Source organism: Haloparvum alkalitolerans (assembly GCF_050122995.1).
Classification (GTDB): domain Archaea; phylum Halobacteriota; class Halobacteria; order Halobacteriales; family Haloferacaceae; genus Haloparvum; species Haloparvum alkalitolerans.
On sequence record NZ_JBNLIA010000003.1, the window covers coordinates 51437 to 73145 of the forward strand.

General features: G+C 70.8%; 24 protein-coding genes and 1 pseudogene. 7 read left to right on the forward strand and 18 right to left on the reverse strand.

The features are described 5' to 3' along the window. Nucleotides 1-388: 388 nt before the first annotated feature. Nucleotides 389-1150 (reverse strand): PHP-associated domain-containing protein, encoded by a 762-nt coding sequence (locus ACQE3L_RS03785; RefSeq protein ID WP_426962464.1) that lies wholly within the window; start codon nt 1148-1150, stop codon nt 389-391. 167 nt (nt 1151-1317) lie between these two features. Here ACQE3L_RS03785 and ACQE3L_RS03790 point away from each other — a divergent pair, with 167 nt between their 5' ends. Then, nucleotides 1318-1617, forward strand: a complete 300-nt coding sequence (locus ACQE3L_RS03790) for a DUF7565 family protein (protein WP_058367195.1) — start codon at nt 1318-1320, stop codon at nt 1615-1617. Between the two features lie 6 nt (nt 1618-1623). On the opposite strand, the gene ACQE3L_RS03795 is transcribed toward ACQE3L_RS03790, so the two are convergent. The 3 genes from ACQE3L_RS03795 to ACQE3L_RS03805 form a co-directional block, all read right to left on the reverse strand. Further along, nucleotides 1624-2076 (reverse strand): transcription elongation factor Spt5, encoded by a 453-nt coding sequence (locus tag ACQE3L_RS03795; RefSeq protein ID WP_058367194.1) that lies wholly within the window; start codon nt 2074-2076, stop codon nt 1624-1626. A gap of 1 nt (nt 2077) precedes the next feature. After that, complete coding sequence (locus tag ACQE3L_RS03800) at nt 2078-2254, reverse strand: protein translocase SEC61 complex subunit gamma (RefSeq protein ID WP_058367193.1); 177 nt, start codon at nt 2252-2254, stop codon at nt 2078-2080. 78 nt (nt 2255-2332) lie between these two features. Beyond that, entirely contained in the window at nt 2333-3142 is an 810-nt protein-coding gene (locus ACQE3L_RS03805) for a pirin family protein (protein WP_426962465.1), read from the reverse strand. Between the two features lie 203 nt (nt 3143-3345). Between ACQE3L_RS03805 and sod the strand changes: the two genes are divergently transcribed. Next, nucleotides 3346-3948, forward strand: coding sequence for a superoxide dismutase (sod, locus tag ACQE3L_RS03810; protein ID WP_426962466.1), 603 nt, complete (start codon nt 3346-3348; stop codon nt 3946-3948). Between the two features lie 235 nt (nt 3949-4183). Here the strand turns inward: sod and ftsZ are convergent, their stop codons facing one another. The 3 genes from ftsZ to ACQE3L_RS03825 form a co-directional block, all read right to left on the reverse strand. After that, nucleotides 4184-5383: a cell division protein FtsZ gene (gene ftsZ / locus ACQE3L_RS03815; protein ID WP_426962467.1), complete on the reverse strand. Its 1200-nt coding sequence runs from the start codon at nt 5381-5383 to the stop codon at nt 4184-4186. A 110-nt stretch (nt 5384-5493) separates the two neighbouring features. Continuing rightward, nucleotides 5494-6876 carry a D-aminoacyl-tRNA deacylase gene (locus tag ACQE3L_RS03820; protein WP_426962468.1) on the reverse strand — a complete coding sequence of 461 codons (1383 nt, stop codon included), beginning with the start codon at nt 6874-6876 and terminating at the stop codon, nt 5494-5496. Nucleotides 6877-6995: 119 nt separating this feature from the next. Next, nucleotides 6996-7949, reverse strand: coding sequence for a calcium/sodium antiporter (locus ACQE3L_RS03825; RefSeq protein ID WP_426962469.1), 954 nt, complete (start codon nt 7947-7949; stop codon nt 6996-6998). A gap of 106 nt (nt 7950-8055) precedes the next feature. Here ACQE3L_RS03825 and ACQE3L_RS03830 point away from each other — a divergent pair, with 106 nt between their 5' ends. Continuing rightward, nucleotides 8056-9846, forward strand: a complete 1791-nt coding sequence (locus ACQE3L_RS03830; RefSeq protein WP_426962470.1) for a DNA polymerase/3'-5' exonuclease PolX — start codon at nt 8056-8058, stop codon at nt 9844-9846. After that, entirely contained in the window at nt 9846-10364 is a 519-nt protein-coding gene (locus ACQE3L_RS03835) for a Mut7-C RNAse domain-containing protein (protein WP_426962471.1), read from the forward strand. The genes ACQE3L_RS03830 and ACQE3L_RS03835 overlap by 1 nt, the downstream gene beginning before the upstream one ends. A gap of 77 nt (nt 10365-10441) precedes the next feature. On the opposite strand, the pseudogene ACQE3L_RS03840 reads toward ACQE3L_RS03835, so the two are convergent. Continuing rightward, nucleotides 10442-11227, reverse strand: a pseudogene (locus ACQE3L_RS03840) (cell division protein CdpA domain-containing protein); the annotation flags it as partial. 158 nt (nt 11228-11385) lie between these two features. Between ACQE3L_RS03840 and ACQE3L_RS03845 the strand changes: the two are divergent. After that, nucleotides 11386-11670 (forward strand): DUF5789 family protein, encoded by a 285-nt coding sequence (locus ACQE3L_RS03845; RefSeq protein ID WP_426962472.1) that lies wholly within the window; start codon nt 11386-11388, stop codon nt 11668-11670. Between the two features lie 212 nt (nt 11671-11882). Here the strand turns inward: ACQE3L_RS03845 and ACQE3L_RS03850 are convergent, their stop codons facing one another. The 9 genes from ACQE3L_RS03850 to ppsA form a co-directional block, all read right to left on the reverse strand. Then, nucleotides 11883-12275 (reverse strand): Zn-ribbon domain-containing OB-fold protein, encoded by a 393-nt coding sequence (locus tag ACQE3L_RS03850; protein WP_426962473.1) that lies wholly within the window; start codon nt 12273-12275, stop codon nt 11883-11885. After that, a complete protein-coding gene (locus tag ACQE3L_RS03855; protein WP_426962474.1) occupies nt 12272-13438 on the reverse strand; it encodes a thiolase domain-containing protein in 1167 nt (388 codons plus the stop codon). Before ACQE3L_RS03855 ends, ACQE3L_RS03850 begins: the two co-directional genes overlap by 4 nt. Before the next feature lie 138 nt (nt 13439-13576). Continuing rightward, nucleotides 13577-14332, reverse strand: coding sequence for a proteasome assembly chaperone family protein (locus ACQE3L_RS03860; RefSeq protein WP_426962475.1), 756 nt, complete (start codon nt 14330-14332; stop codon nt 13577-13579). Between the two features lie 103 nt (nt 14333-14435). After that, nucleotides 14436-14621: an RNA-protein complex protein Nop10 gene (locus tag ACQE3L_RS03865; RefSeq protein ID WP_426962476.1), complete on the reverse strand. Its 186-nt coding sequence runs from the start codon at nt 14619-14621 to the stop codon at nt 14436-14438. A gap of 15 nt (nt 14622-14636) precedes the next feature. After that, the gene (locus ACQE3L_RS03870) at nt 14637-15437 is read right to left on the reverse strand and encodes a translation initiation factor IF-2 subunit alpha (RefSeq protein ID WP_426962477.1); all 801 of its coding nucleotides are present in this window, start codon (nt 15435-15437) and stop codon (nt 14637-14639) included. Nucleotides 15438-15455: 18 nt separating this feature from the next. After that, nucleotides 15456-15629 (reverse strand): 30S ribosomal protein S27e, encoded by a 174-nt coding sequence (locus tag ACQE3L_RS03875; protein WP_426962478.1) that lies wholly within the window; start codon nt 15627-15629, stop codon nt 15456-15458. Between the two features lie 2 nt (nt 15630-15631). Next, complete coding sequence (locus tag ACQE3L_RS03880; protein ID WP_004050353.1) at nt 15632-15913, reverse strand: 50S ribosomal protein L44e; 282 nt, start codon at nt 15911-15913, stop codon at nt 15632-15634. Nucleotides 15914-16182: 269 nt separating this feature from the next. Continuing rightward, nucleotides 16183-17253 (reverse strand): tyrosine decarboxylase MfnA, encoded by a 1071-nt coding sequence (mfnA, locus tag ACQE3L_RS03885; RefSeq protein ID WP_426962479.1) that lies wholly within the window; start codon nt 17251-17253, stop codon nt 16183-16185. Between the two features lie 48 nt (nt 17254-17301). Next, a complete protein-coding gene (gene ppsA, locus ACQE3L_RS03890) occupies nt 17302-19593 on the reverse strand; it encodes a phosphoenolpyruvate synthase (protein ID WP_426962480.1) in 2292 nt (763 codons plus the stop codon). 200 nt (nt 19594-19793) lie between these two features. Between ppsA and ACQE3L_RS03895 the strand changes: the two genes are divergently transcribed. Further along, nucleotides 19794-20075: a hypothetical protein gene (locus tag ACQE3L_RS03895; RefSeq protein ID WP_426962481.1), complete on the forward strand. Its 282-nt coding sequence runs from the start codon at nt 19794-19796 to the stop codon at nt 20073-20075. A 362-nt stretch (nt 20076-20437) separates the two neighbouring features. Here ACQE3L_RS03895 and ACQE3L_RS03900 read toward each other — a convergent pair whose 3' ends face one another. Then, the gene (locus ACQE3L_RS03900; protein WP_426962482.1) at nt 20438-20971 is read right to left on the reverse strand and encodes an inorganic diphosphatase; all 534 of its coding nucleotides are present in this window, start codon (nt 20969-20971) and stop codon (nt 20438-20440) included. Between the two features lie 301 nt (nt 20972-21272). Here ACQE3L_RS03900 and ACQE3L_RS03905 point away from each other — a divergent pair, with 301 nt between their 5' ends. Further along, nucleotides 21273-21632, forward strand: a complete 360-nt coding sequence (locus ACQE3L_RS03905) for a PadR family transcriptional regulator (protein ID WP_426962483.1) — start codon at nt 21273-21275, stop codon at nt 21630-21632. The last annotated feature ends 77 nt before the right edge of the window (nt 21633-21709 follow it).

Here is a 21709-nt window from a genome sequence, read left to right on the forward strand (position 1 = left end):
GGTGTGGTCCGCGCCGGGCCCGCGGCCGAGGCTGGGGAGGTGTGAGGCTGCTGTGCGGTTGCGGTCGCGGGGCGGTGGGTAGGACTGAAAGGGGCAGTCGGCTCGATCCGGCCCCGACGACGTAAGCACCGCAGCGGGCTGTGTCTCCAGCGCGCCACTGCACGCTGGAGGCTCGCGAGACGCGGTTTGTCTCGCCAAGCTGAGAGCGAGGAGCGCAGCGCGTGTCGCGGCCGGTCGAGCCGGCTGGGGCGTTCTGGGTGGTGCTGTCCAGAGCAGCAGGATCGACAACAGATACAGAAAAACCGTATGAGGGAGAGCCGGCTGGGGCTTTCTAGACGGGGCTGTCCAGTACAGCAGGATCAGCAACAGACACAGAAAACGCGCCGTATCAGTACACGCTCACGTCGTCGAACCGGCCCTCGTAGAAGACGCTGTCCGGGTGGGTCGGCTCGTCGCCCGAGAGGAACAGGCGGTCGACCTTCTCCCAGGTGTTCTCGTACCCGAGGTGGGCGAACTCCGCGAGCCCGCGCAGTCGGTGGGCCGCCCCCTCCCGGTGGACTGCCCGCCGGGGCGCGTCGGTGCGGAACGCGGCGACCACGTCCGCGGGCGTCGCGAGGTCGTCCTCGAAGGCGGTCCACGCCTCCCCGACGGTCCCGCGGAGGTGCGCGTACGAGGACGCGAAGCCGGGGAGCCCCACGTCCCGCGTGAGGTCCCGGGACCGGGCGTTCTGGTGCGGCAGCAGCTTCGCGTTGTACGTCTCCGCGGCGTCGATCCGGTCGGCGTGAGCCGCGATCTCCGGCCGGGTGAGCGAGACGTTCGCGAACTCGGGGTGGGGGACGAGCGTCGCGGCGTCCTGTCGGTCGAACTCCGCGAGCGCCGCCTCGAAGGTGATGAAGTCCGGCACCGGCTCCTCGAGCCCGATCGCGAGCAGGTGGCGGCGGGTCCGCCAGTCGCCGGTGAACACCTCGCGCCCCGGCACCACCAGCAGCTCGTCGTCCGTGAACCGCTCCGCGCGGGCACGGACCTCCGGGAGGCGGACGAAGTGGGGCGCGTACACGAGCGCGTCGATCCCGCGGGCCTTCGCGCGGGCGACGACGTGCTCGTCGAGCACCTTCACGTGGGCGTCGACGCGGGTCCCGGTGTGTGACACGGGCGGGTGTTCGGCGGATCCCCGGAAAGGCGTATCGCTCTCGGCCGAGTCGCGGCCGCCGGGACCCGGTTGCCCGCGGCCGATGGCGTGCGCGTCGGGTCGGCGGGGGCCCGCCGCGGCGCGACCGTGGGAAAACGGTTATACCCGTGTCGGGAGACCGGTTCATCATGCCCCGCTGGACGTGTGGGATCGGCGACTGTGACGCCGCCTTCGAGGACGTCGAGTCGGCGATCGTCCACCAGACGACCGAGCACCAGCGCCACGAGTGCAAGGTGTGCGGGACCATCGTGCCGGACGGCTACTTCGCGATCCGGCACGCGTTCGACGAGCACACCCGCGCGGAGTACGTTCGCGCGTACGACGCGGACGCCGCCGCCGTCCGCGAGCGCGAGCAGGTGAAAGAGGAGGTCGAGGCGGCCGCGGACCTACAGGCGGTCGTCGACCGCCTCAACGACGACGCGCTGTGACGGCGCCTACCGCTCGTCGCTGTCGAGTACCCGGATCTGGTCGCCGCGGACCGTGACCGGGATGGGGACGGTCGCCTCGTACAGCTCGACGGTGACCTGGTCTTTCCCCTCGTCGATGCGCTGGACGCGCGCCTTCTCGCCCTTGAACGGGCCGGCGATGAGCTCGACGATGTCGCCCTCGGCGATCCCCTCCACGTCCGGGGTCGGCGAGAGGAAGTGCTCGACCTCGGAGAACCCGCTCTCCGCGGGGCCGTCGGGGCCCTGAATGACGCCGCGGGCGTGGGGGATCTCGTCGAGGACGCGCGCGAACACGCTGCCGTCGGAGGCCTCGACCATCACGTAGCTGGTGAGCTGGTCGGGCGCCAGCACGGCGTGGATCTCCGGCATCTCCTTTTCCGCCAGCATGTCGGCGACGGTGCGCTCCTGGCTGGCGGTGGTCTTCACTGAGTAGATCGGCATCTCAGACGCCGACCCCCGGCAGGAGACTCATGATCGCGTAGATCAGAAACCCGAGGAAGCCGACCAGGAGGATGCCGGCGCCGGCGATCTTCGAGACCTGCAGGAACTCGTCGGAGCTCGGCGTGCTGGCCAGCTTCAGCACCCGAATGTAGCTGTTGAGGTCGTACGGAACGTCCATGTTGGTTCTCGGTTGGCGGTCGCCCTTTTTCTATATTGTGGTGTGCGGCCGCCCGGCGTCGCCAGTCTCGCGCGCCGTCTACAGCACGAACGGGCCGCGCTGCCGGATCGGCTCGCCGTGGGGACGCCCCGCGACCGCGACGAGGCGGAGCCCGTCCGCGCTCTCGACCGCGACCGGACCGCCCTCCGCGGGGCGCACGCGCACATCGCCGACCCCGAACGCCCGCCCGTCGACGGTTCCCTCACCCGCGACGCCGAACAGGAAGCCCGCCCAGTCGGCGGGCGGCTCCCAGGTCCACGCGTCGTCGACCCGCGCGTCGAGGTACTCCATCGGCGTGCGGAGCTCCAGCGGCGACCCCTCCCCGACGACCGTCGTGACGGTCGCCCCGTCGGTCTCCGCGGTCGGGAGCTCCGCGGCAGTCGCGTCCGCGTAGTCCGGTTCGGCCTCCTTCGCCTCGCGGGGGAGGTTCACCCACAGCTGGAGCCCGTTACAGCCCCCCTCGCCCGCGGGGAACTCCGAGTGCTCGATGCCGCGACCGGTCGTGATCCGCATCGCCTCGCCCGCCTGCGCGGTGTTTCTCACGCCGAGCGAGTCCTCGTGGTCCATCCCGCCCTCGATCATGTAGGAGACGATCTCGAACCCCTTGTGGGGGTGAGTGGGGAACCCCTCGTCCGGTTCGATGTAGAAGCGCTCGAACAGCACGAACGGGTCGAGGTTCGCGGGATAGCCGTCGCTCGGGAACGCGCGCGTGGAGGTGACGCCGGTCCCGTGCCGCACCGTGCCGCCCGGGAAGGGCCCCGCAGACCCCTCCGAACCGGAGCCGCTCTCGGACCCCGCCCCGCCGCTCGCCGTCGCCTCGCCGCTCGCCGCCGAGTCGTCGCTGGTCATGTTCCAGAGGAGGTCGCGGCCGCGGTTAACCGTCACGACCGCGGAACCAAATACCGTACTCCCTTCTGTCACGAATCGAGCGAAACCCGCGTATTCTCTCACATGAGTCGTTCGAGAGGCGCTTCCGAACGGCCAGAATTGCTACAAAAAAGCGCTTCCGGGAACGTTCATACTCGCGGCACCCGTTCCTCGAAACGCATCCAATGAGCGACTACGAACTCGATCCGCTGCCGTACGAGTACGACGCGCTGGAACCCCACATCTCCGAGCAGGTGCTCACGTGGCACCACGACACCCACCATCAGGGCTACGTCAACGGCTGGAACGCGGCCGAGGAGACGCTGGCGGAGAACCGCGCGGACGGCGACTTCTCCGACTCCGCGGGCGCGCTGCGGAACGTCACGCACAACGGCTCCGGCCACGTCCTCCACGACCTGTTCTGGCAGAACATGTCCCCCGAGGGCGGCGACGAGCCCGAGGGCGAACTCGCCGACCGCATCGCCGAGGACTTCGGCTCCTACGAGGCGTGGAAGGGCGAGTTCGAGGCGGCCGCGTCCGCCGCCGGCGGCTGGGCGCTCCTCGTCTACGACTCCTTCAGCAACCGGCTCCGGAACGTCGTCGTCGACAAGCACGACCAGGGCGCGCTGTGGGGCAGCCACCCGGTCCTGGCGCTGGACGTCTGGGAACACTCCTACTACCACGACTACGGCCCGGCCCGCGGCGAGTTCGTCGAGAACTTCTTCGAAGTCGTCGACTGGGACGAGCCCGCGGCCCGCTACGAGCAGGCCGTCGCGCAATTCGAGTAGGGCGCCGACCCTCGTCCGCTCCCCCGAGCACCTCGGCCCACATTCTCCCGTGGCGGCGCGGTCGGGCATCGCCGCGCCCCGTGGTCCCCGCTGACCGCCTCCAGGTTCCCTCGTTTCGACGGTCCCGGTCACGGCGCCGTTCGACCGAACCGGCAACAGACCGCGGAGCCGCGGCTGGCGGCTTCCCGTTCCGCAGTCGAAAAACCGCTCGCGGCCGCGTGCCGCCCCCGCGCGACTACTCGACGTAGTCGATGTCCTCGACGCTGCCCTCGGGGGAGCCGGACGCTCCGCCCGCGGCGCCCGCGGGCTGGGGCGCGTCGTTGTTGCCGTAGATCTGGGGCGACTCGACGCCCGTGACCACGATCATGGTGCGCATCTCGCCCTCGAGCTCCTCGTCGACGGAGGTCCCCCAGATGATGCGCGCGTCGGGGTCGATGCGGTCGTAGATCTCCTCGACGACGCCCTCCGCCTCCTCGATGGACATGTCCTGTCCGCCGGTGACGTTGACGAGCGCGGAGTTGGCGCCGGAGATGTCCACGTCCAGGAGCGGCGAGCGGAGCGCGGACTTCACGGAGTCCTGCGCCTTCGACTCGGAGTCGGACTCGCCGAGCCCGATCATCGCCACGCCGCCCTTCTCCATCACGGTGCGCACGTCGGCGAAGTCGAGGTTGACGAGCCCCGGCTTGGTGATCAGCTCGGTGATCCCCTTCACGGACCGCATCAGCACCTCGTCGGAGACCTTGAACGCCTGCCGGACGGGGAGCTTCCCGACCGCGTCGAGCAGGCGGTCGTTGGGGACGACGATGACCGTGTCGCTCACGTCGCGGAGGCGCTCAAGGCCGGCCTCGGCGTTGGTCCGCCGGACCTCCCCCTCCGCGGTGAAGGGCGTGGTGACGATGGAGATGGTGAGCGCGCCCGAGTCGCGGGCGGCCTTCGCGACGACGGGGGCGGAGCCGGTGCCGGTGCCGCCGCCGAGCCCCGCCGTGACGAACACCATGTCGGAGCCGGTAATGGCGTCGGAGATCTCCTCCTGGGACTCGATGGCGGCCTCCTCGCCCACCTGCGGGAGCGAGCCGGCGCCGCGGCCCTGCGTCTTCTGCTGGCCCATCAGGATCTTCGTGTCCGCCTCGATGTTGACGAGGTGCTGGACGTCGGTGTTGGCGGCCACGAGCTTCGCGCCGTGGATCCCCTCCTCCATCATGCGGTTGACGGTGTTGCCGCCCGCGCCGCCGCAGCCGACGACGGTGATGTTCGTCTGGAGGTCCTGTAACACGTCCTCCAGCTCGTCGTCGGTCATCATCCCGGTCTGGGGCGCGCTCCCGGCGCCCGTCCCGGCATCACCGCCCGTACTCCCGTCCCCGCCGCCGGCGCCGTCGAACTCCTCCGCGCCGGAGTCCTCGGCTTCGTCGATGGCGTCGTCAACGATAGAATCCATTATGGAGTCGTTTACTGGAGGGAGACTAATTATCTTTCCCCCTGCGTCGGACGGGAGTCTGACACCGTTTGCGGCCGGATCGGCGGACGAGCCCGGTCGACGCGCCGCGGTCAGCGCTCGAACTTGACCTCGCGCTCCCGCCGAACCTCCTCGGGCGGTATCTCTCGACCGTCGACGGACACCGCCTCGCCGCTCGCGAGGCGGCCGAACTTCGGCCCCTCGGGCACGCCGAGTTTCGCCGCCAGCGAGGGGTCGAACGCCTCCTCGCGGGCGACGACCGCGTCGGGCTCGACGGACACCGCGGCGTACGCGTCCCGGAGCACGTCCGCGAGGGCCGCGACGAGGGCGTCCCGGTCCGCGGGGTCGGCGAACGCCGCGTCCCCCGCGGCCCGAGTGCCGGCCTGCTCCGAGTCGAACGCGAGCGTGTGCGCCTCGACCGCGGCGCGAGCGGCGTCCGCGTCGACGCCCTGCGCGCGCTCCAGCAGGGCCGCGGGCAGCGACCGGACCACGAACCGGTCGCGGACCGCGGCGGGTTCGTCGCCCCGCTCGACCGGGACCGACCGCTCGCCGAACCGCAGGCCCTCGTCGACCGACCCGACCGCGTCCTCCAGCGCCGCGATCAGCGCGAGCGGGCGGTCGCCGACCTCGCGGACCCACGTCTCGCTCACGACGCGGTGGCCCAGGTCCTCGACGGTCGCGACCAGGTCCGGCCGGTCGCCGTCCACGACCGCCAGGTCCGCTCGGCTCCGCTCGAACGCGCGCTCGATCACGTCGGGGTTCGCCGCGGGCGCGCCGAGCTCCGCCAGCTGCCAGTCGACCCCGACGTGGCCGACCGCCCACGCGGTCTCCGCGACGATGCGCGTGAACCGCGGCGTGTAGTGGCCGCCGCCGAAGCCGACGACGTGTCTCGGGCGGCCGTCGGCGCCGACGAGGTCCGGCCCGGTCCCCTCGAGGTCCAGCACCGCCTCCGCGACCGCGCGGGCGCCGTCCGGGTCGTCCCACTGCGCGTCGCCGGAGCCGAGCTCCACGAACAGCGAGGGGACGGCGGTCTCGCTCGGGCCGTGGTGGGTCCCCTCGATGCCCACCTCGTACCCCTCGGGCGCGTGCCGCTCGAAGGCGTCAACCAGCCGTTTCTGGGCCGCGGGTGCGGCGCGGGCCAGCTCTCCGTCCCGGCCGCCGTACTCCGCGGGGCCGAAGTTGCCGGTGAAGTGGGCGGTCAGGAGCGCGCCCGTCTCGCCGGAGTGTCTGGAGACGAACGCCAGCAGGTCCGGTTCCTCGTCGGGACCGCCGAAGGCGGGCGTCGGGTCGGAGAGCTCGATGTGGAGCTCCGCGAACTCCCGGAGCTCGAAGCCCGGCCGGCGGTAGTAGGTGCCGCCGCCCGCCTCGTCCGGGCGGTCCTCGTCGACGCGCTCGTCCCACTCCGCGACCTCGAGCAGCTGCTCCCCGATGTGCGTCGAGGCCCTGTCGGCCCGGCTGACGACGATGGCGATCACTACAGGCGGTGGGCGCTCGGCGGCCGAATAGGCGTCGGTTCGGAGCGGTGGCGGCGTGGTTCGGAGCGGTGGCGGCGTCGGTTCGCGACGGCGGGACCGAGAGGAAAAACGGCGCCAGATCAGGGCAACAGCAGGTAGACGAACCCGAAATAGGCGGCGACCAGTACCGCGCCGTCGAGGCGCGTGACGCGCTTGCGCCACCACATGACGCCGACCGCCAGCGCGGTGAACGCGAGCAGCATCGGGAACTCGAAGGCGCGGACGCCGGGCGCGACCCCGACCGGCGTCACGACCGCGAGGATCCCGATGACCGCGAGGACGTTGTAGATGTTCGAGCCGACGACGTTGCCGACGCTGAAGGAGGCCTCGCCCCGGACCGCGGCGACGACGGAGGCCGCGAGCTCCGGCAGGGAGGTCCCCAGCGCCAGCACCGTCAGCCCGATGAACAGGTCCGAGAAGCCGAACGCCGCGAGCAGGCTCTCGCCGCCGGTGATGAGCCAGCGGGAGCCGACGAGCAGCGTGACGAGCCCCGCGAGGACGTACGCGACCTCGACGGCCCCGGCGTCGGGCATCCCCTCGCGCTCGACCTCCGAGATCTCCGACTGCGTCTGCTGGACGCGGCGGATCACCACGAACGTGAACCCCGCGAGCGCCGCGAGCAGGACGACACCGTCGACCGCGCCGAGCCGGCCGTCCCAGCCGAGCGCGACGAGCAGCACCGCCGCCAGCACCATGAACGGGACCTGTCGCTCGAAGACGGTCTCGGAGACGTCCAGCGGGCGGATCAGCGCGGAGACGCCGAGCACGAGGCCGATGTTGGCGACGTTCGACCCGACGATGGCGCCGAGGCCGATGTCGGTCGAGACGGTGATCGCGCCGACGATGGAGACGAACAGCTCCGGTGCGGTCGTCGCGAACGCGACGACGGTGACGCCGACCGTCGAGGCGCGCAGGCCGTACCCGAGCGCGAGGTCGGCGGCGCCTTTCACCAGCAGTTCGGCGCCGACGTAGAGGAGGACGACGCCCGCCGCGAGCAGCAGCAGTTCCGTCAGGAGGGGCGTTCCGAGTGGCACGTCAGGGGTGTACCCGAGGGGCCCGCAAAACGGCGTCGGTCCGCGTCGACGGCCCCCCGTCTCCGGATCCGGTTATAAGGAGCTGCCGCGCGAACCGCCGGACAGGATGAGCCGGAACGACGAGGTCGCCGACCTGCTGGAGGAGTTCGCGGACCTCCTCGACGCGACGGGCGTCGAGTACAAGCCGACGGCGTACCGCCGCGCCGCGGAGAACGTCCGCGACTACCCCGCGCCCATCGAGCAGTTGGCGGGCGAGGGCGAGGACGCGGTCGCGGAGATCGACCGCGTCGGCGACGCCATCGCCTCGAAGATCGTCGAGTACGTCGACACCGGCTCGATCGAGGAGCTGGAGGAACTCAGGTCGGAGCTCCCGGCCGACATGGCGGCGCTCACCGCGGTCGAGGGCGTCGGCCCGAAGACGGTCGGCACGCTCTACGAGGAGCTGGGTGTCACCACCCTCGACGAACTGGAGGCGGCCGCGGAGGCGGGCGAGATCCGCGAGATAAAGGGGTTCGGCGCGAAGACCGAACAGAACATCCTCGACAACGTCGACTTCGCCCGGCAGGCCCAGGAGCGCGAGCGCCTCGGCGACGCCCGCCCCGTCGCGGAGGCGGCGCTGTCGTTCCTCGCGGACGTGGAGCCGGTCGCGAAGGTGGAGGTGTGCGGCTCGATCCGGCGCTGGAAGGACACCATCGGCGACGTGGACGTGCTCGTCGGCACGGACGCGGGCGAGGCGGTCGTCGAGGCGTTCGCCGACTGGGACGAGGCCGACGCCGTCATCGAGGCCGGAACGAACAAGGCGAGCGTGCGCGCCTCGGGGATGCGCGTCGACCTCAGGACCGTCGTCGTCGACGAGTTCGGCGCCGCGCTCCAGTACTTCACCGGCTCCCGTGACCACAACATCAGGGTCCGGAACCGCGCCATCGACCGCGACCTGAAAGTGAACGAGTACGGGGTCTTCGACGTTTCCGACGTGGACGAGGACGCGGCGACCGGCGGGGGCGACGCGAACGACGCGGGAGGCGGGGGTGGCCAACGCGTCGGCGAGCGGGTGGCCGGCGAGACCGAAGCGGGCGTCTACGACGCGCTCGGTCTTCCGTGGATACCGCCCGAGCTCCGGGAGGACACCGGGGAGGTCGACGCGGCCGCTGAGGGACGCCTCCCGGACCCGATCGAGGAGGGGGACGTGCGCGGCGACCTGCACACGCACACGGAGTGGTCCGACGGCGGCTTCTCGGCCGCGGAGATGGTCGAGGCGGCCGCCGAGCGCGGCCACGACTTCCACGCCGTCACGGACCATGCCGAGGGACCGGGCGTGTTCGGCGACACCGGCCTCTCGGACGCGGAGATCCGCGACCAGGCCGACGAGGTGGCGCGGGTCCGCGAGGACGCCGACATCGACGTGTTCCACGGGATCGAGGCGAACATCGACGCCGACGGGGCGGTGACCACGAGCGACGACGTGCTGGCCGACCTCGACATCGTCGTCGCCTCCCCGCACGCCGCCCTCGACGAGGACGACGAGGGGGCCACGGACCGCCTGATCGGCGCGGTCGAACATCCCGAGGTCGACGTCCTCGGCCATCCGACCGGCCGACTCATCAACAGCCGGCCCGGGCTCACGGTGGACTTCGAGCGCCTCGGCGAGGCCGCCGCCCGCGAGGGGGTCGCCGTGGAAGTGAACGCCAACCCCGCCAGGCTCGACGCCAACGGCGACGCCGTCCGCGCGCTCGTCGAGGCGGGCGCGACGATCGCCGTGAACACCGACGCCCACTCCCCCCGGGAGTTCGACCACGTCCGGTTCGGGGTCCACACCGCACGCCGCGGCTGGGCCGAGCGCGCCGACGTGCTCAACGCGCGCTCCGCCGCCGAGGTGCGGGCGTTCCTCGAGGACTGATGGGGGAGGACTCGCTCCTCGAGGGCCCGTTCCTGCTCGACGCGATGTGCGGGACCCTCGCCACGTACCTGCGGATGTGCGGGTACGACGCCGCCTACGCACTCGACCGCGACGCGGAGGCCGACGACCGCCTGCTCAAACTCGCCGCCGCGGAGGACCGGACGCTCCTCACGCGCGACCGACAACTCGTCGAGCGGGCCGAGGCCCGCGGGCTCGACGCGGTCCTGCTGACGGAGCGCGACGTGCTCGACCAGCTCCGCGAGCTCCGGGCCGCGGGCGTCCCGGTCGACCTGCCCGAGACCCCGACGCGGTGCGGCCGGTGTAACGGCCGCCTGGAACGCGTCCCCGCCGACGCCGACCTTCCCGACTACGTGCCCGACGAGACCGCGGGCGCGGAAAGAGACGGTCGAGGCTCCGACGGAGAACCCCCCGGCGTCTGGCGATGCGTCGACTGCGGTCGGTGTTTCTGGCGCGGGAGTCACTGGGACGACGTGGCGGCGCGGCTGGCGGACCTGTAGCGAACGGGCGTCCGGCCGGCGCCGTTAGAAAGCCGCGCTCACTCGATCAGCTCGACGTCGTCATCGTCGTCGCCCCGGTCCATCGGCGAGGAGAGGTCGCGCTCGCTCTCGCCGCCGTCGCTCGCGCTGGGGGTGCCCGGCCCGGCGCCGCGCGAGCGCGTCCCGCGGCCGGTCCGGTCGGCGGGGTCGCGGTCGGAGGTGTGGCTGACCTCCGCGCCGTCGTCGTTCGCGGCCGCGCCGCCGCCGTCGGGGCCGTTCGTCTGCGTCTCCACCTCGCCGTCGGGCGTGCCGCCGAGGAACCCCATGCCGCCGAGGCCGCCGAGCTGGTCGCGCTCGACCTCGACGACCTTCGTCTCGCCCTTGTGGGTCACCTCCATCGTGACCGTGCCGCCGGGGTCGTTGCGCGTCTTGAAGTTCGCCACGCCGACGAACAGGCACCAGAACGAGGCCGCCATGCCGAGGAAGTAGACGCCCGCGGTCGGGAGCGTCAGGTCGACGGCGTCGACCGCGCAGGTGTTGCCGATCCACTGGCAGGGATACGCGTGCGCGAACAGCGCGACGCCGAGGGCCGACACCGCGGCGCCGACGACGGCGGCCGCCCGCGTCGAGCGGTCGGCCGGGAGGACGGTCAGCAGTCCCAGAAGGACCAGCGGGACGCCGACGCCGCCGAGGACGCCGCCGTAGAGCCGCGCGTCGCCCAGTGAGTAGCCCTCCATGCCGGCGACGATGTCCGTCCCGGCCGCGAGGATGCCCGCGACGACCATCAGCGCCCCCGCGACGAACAGCCCCACGCCGAGGTACAGCCGCCGGAGGCTCGCCGTCGACCGTCCCCGCTCGCCGTACGCCTCCGAGAGACTGGTCATGGGCGCACTTCGGCGCCCTCCGTGAAAACCTTACGTCAGACGTTCGCGTGACGCGGCGCCGAGAGCGCGTCGCCGCGCCGATCCCTCCGACCGCCTCGCGACCGCGCCGACCGCGCGGCTTCGAAAGTATTAGGCCCGCCGCGGCGGAACCCGCGGGCATGAGCGAGGACGAGGAGACCGAGGAGGAGCCGGCGGTCGAACTCGGCGAGGGCCCGGATGTGACGGGACAGCCGGTCGCGCGCGTCGCCGCCCGGCTGACGTGGCCGAAGCCGAAGAGCGAGGTCGTCGACCAGGAGGGCGACGCGACGATCCGCACGCCCGATGGGCCCCGCGACCTCGAGGCGGTGCTCGCGGAGTCCGAGGAGACCCTGTTCGACTCCCGACAGGCGTTCGTCGACGCGGTCGAGGCGGTCGTCGGCACCGGCCCGGTCGCCACCGAGTAGGACCCCCTCCGCCCTTTTGTCGGCCGCACCCCCACGACCGCACCGCTCCCGTTCGACTCGCAGAAGCAGCCCGACGAGTTCGGTGAGACCGAGGACCGAAAACGGCGCTCGGCGGAACGATTTCTGTCGCCGGGTCAGAAAGGCGATGTCTGTCGCCGGGTCAGAAAGACGATTTCTGTCGCCGGGTCAGAAAGACGATTTCTGTCGCCGGGTCAGACCGGTCGGAGGACGACCGCGCGCTCGTCGTCCTCGCCGTGGGTCTCCACGTCGACCTCGACCTCCAGTCCGAGGGGGATCTCCTCGTCCGCGGGCTCCACGTCGACGAGCACGCCCGTGATCCGGACCGGACCGAAGTCCGCGACCGCGGTGACGTACGGCGCCTCGCCCGCGAAGGAGGGCGGCGCGACGTGGACCACGGTGAACGTCTCGACGGCGCCCACGTCGGGGAGCGGTTCCTCCGAGAGGTCCGTCGAGCCGGAGTGCGGGCAGACGCGCCGCGGCGGGAGCGAGCCGTGTCCCCCCGGCGACTCGAGGTAGAAGCCCTCGCCGGCCGCGAGCGCGTCCAGCCACTCGTCGTAGCCGGTGTTGGTCACGCGGTCGCTCATTCAGCCACCTCCAGCACGTGGACGACGGCGCTGGCGACGGTGCCGCCGGCGTTGTGGGCCACGCCGACCTCGGCGTCCGCGACGTGCTCGCTGTTGGGGTGGTCGCCCCGGAGCAGGCGCGTCAGTTCCGCGATCTGCGAGCCGCCGGTCGCGCCGACCGGGTGACCCTTCGCCTTCAGGCCGCCCGAGAGGTTGACCGGCAGGTCGCCGTCCGCGGTCGTGACGCCCTCGCGGGCGGCGGCGATCCCCTCGCCCGGCTCGAAGAAGCCGAGCGACTCCGTGGCGAGTACCTCCGCGATGGTGAAGCAGTCGTGAACCTCCGCCACGTCCACGTCGTCCGGCCCGATGCCGGCGTCCGCGTAGGCCATCTCCGCGGCGTCGTCGGCGGCCGGCGTCCGGGCGAGGTGCGCGCGGTCCTGCAGGGCCATGTTGTCGGTGCCCTGTCCGGTGCCGCGGACGCGGACCGGCGCGTCGACGTCGTGCTCGGCCGCGTACTCCGCCGAGACGACCACGACCGCGCTCGCGCCGTCGGTGATCGGGCAGGCGTCGTACAGGCCGAGCGGCGTCGCCACGTCCGGCGCGTCCAGCGCCTGCTCGACGCTGATCTCCGTGCGGTACTGGGCGTACTCGTTCGGGACCGCGTTGGCGTGGTTCTTCACCGCGACGTTGGCGAGATCCGTCTTCGTCCCGCCGTACTCCGCGAAGTACGCCCGCGCCATCAGCGCGTACGCGCCGGGGAACGTCATCCCCGCGCGCACCTCGAAGAGGTCGTCAGAGGCGGTCGAGAGCCCCGCCGTCACGTCGTCGGTGTCGAGGTGACTCATCCGCTCCATGCCGCCGGCGAGCACCACGTCCGCCTGTCCGGCCCGGACCGTTCGCACGGCCTCCCGAACCGCCACGCCCGCGGAGGCGCACGCCTCCTCGTAGCGCGTCGCGGGACACCGGAGCCCGGCCGCCTCGGCCATCAGCGGTGCCTGATGGCCCTGGTTCTCGGTGATCGACCCCATGTAGTTGCCGTAGTTGAGCTGGTCGACGTCCTCGCGGGGAACGCCGGCGTCCTCGAACGCGCGGAGCGCCGCCTCCGCGAACAGGTCCCGACCGGTGCGCTCGGGGTGGCTCCCGAAGTGGGTGAGCCCGACCCCCGCGACGCGTGCATCTCCCATGAATAATCGTTCATCGTCGATCAGGTAAATGCCTGCCGGAACCGGGAGGAAGGACGTCCGTTCGCTACGAAAGTAGTAAAGTCGAGCGCCGTCTCAGGCGGTCGATAACGACGTTCGTCGAACACCGACGACGGTGCCTCAGCCGATGTACCGCAGTTCGTCCTCGGCGGGACCCGCCGGACCCTCCTGCATCTCCTGGATCTTGCCGACGACCTCCTCCATCTCCTCGGCGCGTTCCTCCAGCGACTCGAAGTCGACCTCGAAGGCGAGCAGCTCCTGGAGGACCTCGAGCACCGCGCGGGCGCTCTTGGGGTCGACGAGGTAGCCGCTCGTCTCGCCCATCAGACACGCCGCCTCGAAGCCGCGGCGCGCGCCGAGGCCGAGCACGAGCCCCGAGACGCCGACGATGCCGCCCGCGGGCTCGTCGGGACGGAACTCCACGCCGGCGTCGTCGAGCGCCTCGCGCATCGACTCGTCGCTCATCGCGCCGAGGACCGTGTACTCCTCGACCAGTTCGCCCGTGGGAACGCCGCCGAGCGCGTACGCGCGCTCCGCGTCGAACGACTCCGCCACGTCGAGGAACGCCGACGTGAGCTCGTAGTGGCCCCCGTTGGTGGCGGCCTGGTGGTCGCCGGTCAACACCAGCAGGTCCGCGCCCTCGGTCTCGACCGCGTGGAACTCCGCGCAGGTGAGCGAGGCGACGCCGTCGTCGTCGACGTTCACCTGCGGCGGGAACTCCGTGGCGTACACGCGTCGCACCAGCTCGGAGTCGAACTCCTCCAGCAGGTGCTCGGCCGCCAGCTTGCCGACGTGGCCCACGCCGGGGAGCCCCTCGATCAGTACTGGGTCCTCGAGGTCCGGGTCCGCGACGGTCTCGATGTCGATATCGTCCATACCCGATCCCGGGGCGGGCGACTAAAGAGGATGGCTATTCCGACGGTCGCTGCGGTTGCGGTCCCCGTCCGACGGCGGCGGCCCGGCGGACCGCCCCCGGCCCTCAGCGGTCGTCGGCCCGGCGACGGACCCGCCGTCGGTACTCGCCGTGGGGGTCCTCCGGCGAGAAGGGCGCAGGCGCGCTGTTCTCGGTCGCCGCGCCGCACTCCGGACACGTCTCGCCGAGCGTGTAGACGGGACGCTCGTGGGCGGCGCGCCAATCGGAACAGACCCGGATGTCGGACTTCACGAAAGAGAAAAGGGGTTACTCGTCCTCTTCGCGCCGCTCGCGGTGGAACTCGCCCTCGCCGCCGGCGGCCTCGATGGCCTCGACGGCGCGCTGGCCCGCCGCTTCGAGCTGGTCCTCGGCGGTCTTGTAGTCGGGCGCCTGTACCTTGAGGCGGTACTCCGGCGAACCGACGTACGCGACGGTGAGTTCGATCTCCTCGGGGACTTCGCCGTTCCCCTCGGCGGCCTCCAGTGCGTCTTTGATCGCGTCGACGCCGTCCGGCGCCGCACACGTCAGGTCGACGTAGCCGGTGACGTTGACGTAGGGGACGGAGACGTTCTCGCGGGCGGTCTCGACGATGGCCGCGGCGTCCGCGTCGTCGATGTCGATGTCCTCCAGCGCCTCGTCGCCGTGGATCGCCGCTGCCTCGAAGGCGTCGTACAGCGACTCGTACTCCACGAGGAGGGCGTTCGCGACCGCCTCGTAGCGGTCGTCGTCGACGTCCTCGCCGAGCGCGAGCAGCATCCAGTTGTCGGCCTTCCGCGCGTTCTTCCACTCCTGGATCTTCTCCTTGCGCTGGTGCTCGTTGACGTCCTTGATCGACAGGTCGACCTGCTGTGACGACTCGTCGACGTCGAGCACCTTCGCGACGACCGTCTGTCCCTCGCGGACGTGGTCGCGGACGTTCTTGATCCAGCCGGAGGCGACCTCGCTGATGTGACAGAGGCCGCGCTTGTCCTCGTACTCGTCGAGGTCGACGAACACGCCGAAGTCGGTGATCTCGTCGACCTCGCCGACCACGAGCTCTCCCGTCTCGGGCCAACCGCTATACTTCATGATGGATGGGGGAGGCGATTACCGTGCCTCAACGGTTTCGACGACCTCGGCCTCGATGTCGGCCTCGCCGCCCGTGGGGCTCGCGAGCGTCGTCCCGCAGACCGCACAGGAGACGGTCGAGGCGGCCTTGCCGAAGACTATCTGTTCGTTCTCGCAGTCGCCGCACGCGACGCGGTAGAAGTTGCCCGCCATGCTTACTCCTGGAACGTGAGCCGACCGGCGCGCCATCCCTCTCGCATGTGGGCCTTGCCGCAGTCGCCACAGCGGTACTTGAGGTGCGTCTTCTTGGTGGGCTTGTCGCCACCGGGCACCTTCGAGTACCCGCCCGCGTTGCCGATGGTCGCGAGCGCGCGACGCTGCTGTCGCGCGTCCCGCTTCATGCCGGTCGCGCGGCCGGAGCGGACCTTCTCCACCTCGTGTTCCTGGTGGGAGTCGCAGTGCGGACAGTACGTATTGAAGCGTCGTGGCATCTCCATGGATAATTACCTTGAGGGAGGGTTGGACACCGGCCGTTAAAACGCATTTGGTATCGCGTCGCCGCGCCGGGCGGACGTTCAAGGGGGATAACGCGGTCACTCGCCGCATCGCCTGAGTTGAACCCCCGCGGCGTCGAGGCGGTCGTGCGGCGCGCGCCCGGGACAGCCGTCGTCACGCGCCGCCTGTTCGCCACACCGTCCGTTCGACATCCGTCACCCGGTCGCGACCGCGGTCGACGGCGTCGTCGGTTCCGCACGCCGCCATCCGGTCAGTCGTCCGCGAGTCGGTCCAGGTCCCGCACGAACTCCCGGAGCGCCCCCCGGGTGACGTGGGGCATGCAGACGACGCGGAGCTCGTCGGCCGCGGTCCGGGAGACCCTCCAGCCAGCCTCCCGGAGCGCGTCGAAGGCGTCGTCCGGGACCGCGGCCGCGACCAGCGGCAGCTTCGGCTCGACGACGTCGTAGCCGCGGTCGGCCAGCGCCGCGGCCAGCCAGTCGGCGTTCGCCTGCGCCGTATCCACCGCCTTCCGGTAGCCGTCCGGCCAGAGCGCCTCCATCGCCGCCACGGCGCCCGCGACGCCGGCACCGCTCCTGGTCCCGGTGAGCGTCGCCTGCGAGGGCGTCTCCAGGTACGGGGTCTCGACCGCCAGCGCGTCCAGCGTCTCTCGCTCACGGGCGACCAGCCCGCCGGCCGGCACCACTCCCTGCCCGAACTTGTGGGGGTCGAGCGTCAGCGTGTCGACCGTCGCGTCCGCGAAGCTCCAGTCGCGGTCCGTGAACGGGAGCACGAACCCGCCCCACGCCGCGTCGACGTGCATGCGCGTCCCGGCCTCCTCGGCGATGGCGGCGAGCTCCGGGATCGGGTCGACGCGCCCGTACTCGGTGGTGCCGGCGACGCCGACCACGAGGGCCGTGTCGTCGTCGACCGCGGCCGCGACCGCCGCGGGGTCGGCCCGGTAGTCGTCGTCGACCGGAACGGTCCGGAGTTCGACCCCGAGCACCTCGGCCGCCTTGGTGAACGAGAAGTGCGCGCTCGTCGGCGCGACCACGTTCGGATCGGCGGTCGCCGCGAGGTTCCGCGCCGCCCGCACGGCCTGGACGTTGGCCTCCGTGCCACCGGAGGCGACGTACCCCGGTGCCGTCTCTGGGTCGGGGTGGTCGGTGACCGTCGCGAGCAACTCCACCGCCCGCTCCTCCAGTTCCGCGACCGTCCCGTAGGTCGCGGGATCGCCGGGGTTTGCGGACAGAAACCGCTGTGCCGCCTCGCGTGCAGCCGGATGCGGCTTCGTGCACATCGACGAGAGCACCCGGTCGAACGACTGCGGGGCGGCCTCCTGCATGGGCAAGGGTTGCCGGGAGGGCGATTTATCGGTTGCGTTCGCGGCCCGTCAGCGCACGGAGTCGAGCAGGAGCCGCTGCTCCTTCCGCTTGACCTCGTGTTGCACGTCGCGGACCGCGTCGATGTTCGCGGAGATCGAGGAGATCCCCTGCTCGACGAGGAAGTCGACCATCTCCGGCTTGGATCCGGCCTGTCCGCAGATGCTCGTGTCGACGTCCAGCTCGCGGCACGTCTCGATGGTCGTCTCGATCAGCGACAGCACCGCCGGGTGGAGCTCGTCGAACCGGTCGGCGACGTGCTCGTTGTTCCGGTCGACGGCCAGCGTGTACTGCGTGAGGTCGTTCGTGCCAAAGGAGGCGAAGTCGATCCCCGTCCCAGCTAGCTCGTCGATGGTGAGCGCGCTCGCCGGCGTCTCGACCATCACGCCCCACGTCCGCTTGTCGGGGTCGATCCCGGCCGCGCGCATGTGGTCGACCGCGGCCTCGACGTCCGCAGCGTCGTTGACCAGCGGGAACATGATCTCGACGTTGTCGTAGCCCATCTCGTATAAGCGCGCGAACGCGGCCAGCTCCTGGCGGAACGGCTCGGGCTTGTCGAGGCTGCGCCGGATCCCCCGCCACCCGAGCATGGGGTTGTGCTCGTTCGGCTCGTCCGCACCGCCCTCCAGCTCCCGGAACTCGTCGGTGGGCGCGTCGATCGTGCGGACGCGCACCGGCCGCGGATAGAACTCCTCGGCGACCCCGCGGATCCCGTCGATCAGCTCGTTCTGGTAGGCGCGCTCGCCGTGGGCGTCGATGAACTCCTCGGGCGTCTTCCCGAGCGTGAGGACCATGTGTTCGATCCGGAGGAGGCCGACGCCGTCCGCGCCGGTCGCGGCCGCGCGCTCGGCCGCTTCCGGGATGGAGACGTTCACCTTCACCTCCGTCGCCGTCATCGGCTTGACGGGAGTCTGCGGCCGGGCCTCCTCGACCGGCTCGAACTCCTCGGCGGACTCGGCCGCGTCCTCTTCTCCCTGTCGGACCGTCCCCTTGTCGCCGTCGATGGTGACCAGCTGACCGCTCTCCAGCTCGCGGGTCCCGGTGCCGGTCCCGACGACCGCGGGAACGCCGAGCTCGCGGGAGACGATGGCGGCGTGGCTGGTCATACCCCCCTCGTCGGTGATGATGCCGGACGCGCGCTTCATCGCGGGGACCATGTCCGGCATGGTCATCTCGGTGACGAGGATGTCCCCTTCCTGAACGCTATCGAGGTGGTCGAGCTTCGTCACGATCCGGACGGCGCCGGAGACGATCCCCGGGCTCGCACCGAGCCCTTGAATCAGCACGTCCGGCTCGTCGCCACCGTCCGCGTCGACGGCCCCGTAACTCCCGCTCTCGTCGGCCTCGTCGGCGTCCGGGATCGTCGTGATCGGCCGGGACTGGAGCATGAAGACCTCGTCGCCGACGATCGCCCACTCCACGTCCTGCGGCTCTCCGTAGTGCTCCTCGACGCGCTCGCCGAGGGCGACGAGACGCTCGATCTCCCCGTCGGAGAGGACGCGCTCCTCGCGGCGATCGGCCCCGACATCCTGCGTGACGGTCTCGCCCGTGTCCGGGTCCTTCACCATCTCGATCTTCTTGTCCGCGACGGTCACCTCGTCGAGCCGCTCGGCCTCGCAGTCGTAGACGTAGTTGTCCGGGGAGACGGAGCCGGAGACGACCGCCTCGCCGAGCCCCCACGCCGCCTCGATGATGATCCGGGGATCGCCGGAGGATGGGTGGCTGGTGAACATCACGCCCGACTTCTCGGCGTCGACCATGCGCTGAACGACGACCGCGATGTCCACCTCGTCGTGCGGGAATCCCTGCTGCTGGCGGTAGTAGATCGCTCGCTGGGTGAAAAGCGACGCCCAGCACTCCTTGACGCGGTCGATAAGTGCCTCCTCGCGGACGTTGAGGAACGTCTCCTGCTGGCCGGCGAAGGAGGCGTCGGGCAGGTCCTCCGCGGTCGCCGAGGAGCGCACGGCGACGAACGCCTGCTCGCCCTCCTCGCCCATGCCGCGATAGGCGTCGAGGATCCCCTCGCGAACGGGGGCCGGGAGTTCGGTGCCGAGGATCAGCTCGCGGGCCCGCTCCTCCGCCTCGCGCAGCGCCGCGGAGTCCTCGGGGTCCACGTCGACGGCCGCGAACAGTTCCTCGTCGATCTCCGCCTCCTCGATGAAGGTGCGGTACGTCCCCGCCGTCACGACGAACCCCGGCGGCACCGGGAGCCCTGCGCCGGTGAGTTCGCCGAGCGAAGCCGCCTTGCCGCCGACCGTCCCCAGGTCGTCGGCGTCCACGTCGTCCAGGGAGAGTACAGCCATTGCCTGTGGTGGGGAATCCGCGAGCCGACGTATGAAGCTTCCGACCCGGTTCCGGCCGTAGGAAAGCTCACTCGCCCGCGAGTAGCACTTTCGCCGATTCGCGATATCTGCCGCGACCGGTGGCGGTCGGCAGTCATCCCCCGGGGCATCACGTGGCCACGGCCGTCCGACTTATCCGGCTGCCGCTCCCGGTCCGCGACATGGACGTGGAGACTGCGCTCCGCGAGATCGACGAGGCGAACGCCAAACACGTCGGAGAGGAGGGGTACGAGCGGCTCCGGGAGGAGTACGAGCGAGGGCTCCGCGAGGTCGATGGGATCGCCGGCGGCGCGGCCGTCGAGGAGCTGTGCCGGCACCTCGCCGGCCACATCAGACACCACGGCGATCGGCCGCCGGTGCCGGTCGCGGACCTGTACGCCGCGGCCGCGGTCCGGGCGGTCGGCGGGGAGGTCCCCGCGGAGTCGTTCCTCGCGAACGCCTGATCGCTACGCGTCGTCGCGCCCCTCGTCGCGGCCGGCGTCGCGGTCGTCCTCCCCGAAGTTGGTCGGAACGACCGTCGGGTGGTTCATGCCGATCGTGGAGCGGTTGCGTGCGGCCATCGTGTTCGATCCTCACCGCCGGACGCCCTAATAATTACCCATGGGCATAAGTCATCGCCGGACGTGGCGGTTATGTTCACGGGTTATCCCCCGCAGCGGGGCGCTTCCGGCGTCGGTCGTTCGCGTTATCGGTCGTTCGCGTTATCGGTCGTTCGCGTTATCGGTCGTTCGCGTTATCGGTCGTTCGCGTATCGCGCAGAAAAAGTCGAGTGCGACGCGAAACGGCCGACTCGGTCGGTGTCCGACTACGCGAACTGCTCGTCGTAGAGGTCCTGCGCGTGCTCGATCGCGTCGTGGGCGGCCGCCTTGTCCTCCCATCCGAGCGTTTCGACCTCCTTGCCGGCCTCGAGGTTCTTGTAGGTCGCGAAGAACTCGTCGATCTCGTCGAGCGTCTGTTGCGGGATGTCCTCGAGGTCCTGGATGTGGTCGAAGCGGGGGTCCTCCTCGGGGACCGCGATGACCTTGTCGTCCTGCTCGCCGTCGTCGTCCATCTTCATCAGCGCGACCGGACGTGCCTCGATGACGCAGCCGGGGAAGGTGGCGTCCTCGACGAGCACCATCACGTCGAAGGGGTCCTCGTCGTCGTAGTACGACTGCGGGATGAAGCCGTAGTCGTAGGGGTAGTGGACGTTCGAGTGGAGGACGCGGTCGAGCACGACGCCGGGGATGTCCTTGTCGTACTCGTACTTGTTGCGCTCGCCCTTCAGACACTCCACGACGGCGTTGATCGTCTCCGGCGCGTCGGAGCCGGTCTCGAGGTCTTCCCAGAGGTTCGTCATGCGTCCGCCCGTCCGCCGAACACGGTCAAAGTCCTTTCGGGTACGCTCCGAGACCGGCCCGCCCGACCGCCGACGTACGCCGACGACGCGTTCGCCCAACCGCGGCGTTCGACGACGGATCGACGCCACACTCCCGAATATACCCACGATCTGCCAATACCGATTCTTCCGGAGTACAACCCGAGAATGCGCAGCGTGAAGCGGTCCGCTCCCACGTTCGGTCAGCGACCGTCGGCTGACAATATATAAAACTCGGTGGTCGTTGCGAAGCGTTAAATATCGGGATGACATGTTCTCAAGCATGTCAGAGGCACAATCTGTCAGCGGCGGTGCGGAGGTGTCGAGGGACCTTACGGCGTTCCAGCAGAACATCCTGGTCATCCTCTCCGAGGAGCCGATGTACGGGCTCGCGATCAAGCGCGAACTCGAGTCCTACTACGGCGACGAGGTGAACCACGGGCGGCTCTACCCGAACCTCGACGACCTCGTGGACCTCGGGTTAGTCGAGAAGAGCGAACTCGACAAGCGGACGAACCAGTACGAGCTGACCGAGGCGGGCGTCGAGGCGGTCGTCGGCCGGCTCGACTGGGTCCTCTCGAAGTTCGTGACCGAGGACGAGCGCGCGGAGACGGTCCGCGGTCTCGTCGACGACCAGCTGTAACGGCGACCGACCGCCCGCTTGGCACACGCCGGGCCTTCTTCGGTATCCGACCGCGGAGCGGCGGTGCCGTCCCGGCG

Bases quoted from the DNA above. Each gene is read 5' to 3' on its own strand.
- ACQE3L_RS03870 (WP_426962477.1), bottom strand. From the start codon at position 15,437: ATGAAGTATAGCGGTTGGCCCGAGACGGGAGAGCTCGTGGTCGGCGAG.
- ACQE3L_RS03860 (WP_426962475.1), bottom strand. From the start codon at position 14,332: ATGGACGATATCGACATCGAGACCGTCGCGGACCCGGACCTCGAGGAC.
- ACQE3L_RS03835 (WP_426962471.1), top strand. From the start codon at position 9,846: ATGGGGGAGGACTCGCTCCTCGAGGGCCCGTTCCTGCTCGACGCGATG.
- ACQE3L_RS03830 (WP_426962470.1), top strand. From the start codon at position 8,056: ATGAGCCGGAACGACGAGGTCGCCGACCTGCTGGAGGAGTTCGCGGAC.
- ACQE3L_RS03845 (WP_426962472.1), top strand. From the start codon at position 11,386: ATGAGCGAGGACGAGGAGACCGAGGAGGAGCCGGCGGTCGAACTCGGC.
- ACQE3L_RS03855 (WP_426962474.1), bottom strand. From the start codon at position 13,438: ATGGGAGATGCACGCGTCGCGGGGGTCGGGCTCACCCACTTCGGGAGC.
- ftsZ (WP_426962467.1), bottom strand. From the start codon at position 5,383: ATGGATTCTATCGTTGACGACGCCATCGACGAAGCCGAGGACTCCGGC.
- ppsA (WP_426962480.1), bottom strand. From the start codon at position 19,593: ATGGCTGTACTCTCCCTGGACGACGTGGACGCCGACGACCTGGGGACG.
- ACQE3L_RS03895 (WP_426962481.1), top strand. From the start codon at position 19,794: ATGGACGTGGAGACTGCGCTCCGCGAGATCGACGAGGCGAACGCCAAA.
- ACQE3L_RS03875 (WP_426962478.1), bottom strand. From the start codon at position 15,629: ATGGCGGGCAACTTCTACCGCGTCGCGTGCGGCGACTGCGAGAACGAA.
- mfnA (WP_426962479.1), bottom strand. From the start codon at position 17,253: ATGCAGGAGGCCGCCCCGCAGTCGTTCGACCGGGTGCTCTCGTCGATG.
- ACQE3L_RS03850 (WP_426962473.1), bottom strand. From the start codon at position 12,275: ATGAGCGACCGCGTGACCAACACCGGCTACGACGAGTGGCTGGACGCG.
- ACQE3L_RS03880 (WP_004050353.1), bottom strand. From the start codon at position 15,913: ATGGAGATGCCACGACGCTTCAATACGTACTGTCCGCACTGCGACTCC.
- ACQE3L_RS03905 (WP_426962483.1), top strand. From the start codon at position 21,273: ATGTCAGAGGCACAATCTGTCAGCGGCGGTGCGGAGGTGTCGAGGGAC.
- ACQE3L_RS03800 (WP_058367193.1), bottom strand. From the start codon at position 2,254: ATGGACGTTCCGTACGACCTCAACAGCTACATTCGGGTGCTGAAGCTG.
- ACQE3L_RS03900 (WP_426962482.1), bottom strand. From the start codon at position 20,971: ATGACGAACCTCTGGGAAGACCTCGAGACCGGCTCCGACGCGCCGGAG.
- sod (WP_426962466.1), top strand. From the start codon at position 3,346: ATGAGCGACTACGAACTCGATCCGCTGCCGTACGAGTACGACGCGCTG.
- ACQE3L_RS03805 (WP_426962465.1), bottom strand. From the start codon at position 3,142: ATGACCAGCGACGACTCGGCGGCGAGCGGCGAGGCGACGGCGAGCGGC.
- ACQE3L_RS03790 (WP_058367195.1), top strand. From the start codon at position 1,318: ATGCCCCGCTGGACGTGTGGGATCGGCGACTGTGACGCCGCCTTCGAG.
- ACQE3L_RS03795 (WP_058367194.1), bottom strand. From the start codon at position 2,076: ATGCCGATCTACTCAGTGAAGACCACCGCCAGCCAGGAGCGCACCGTC.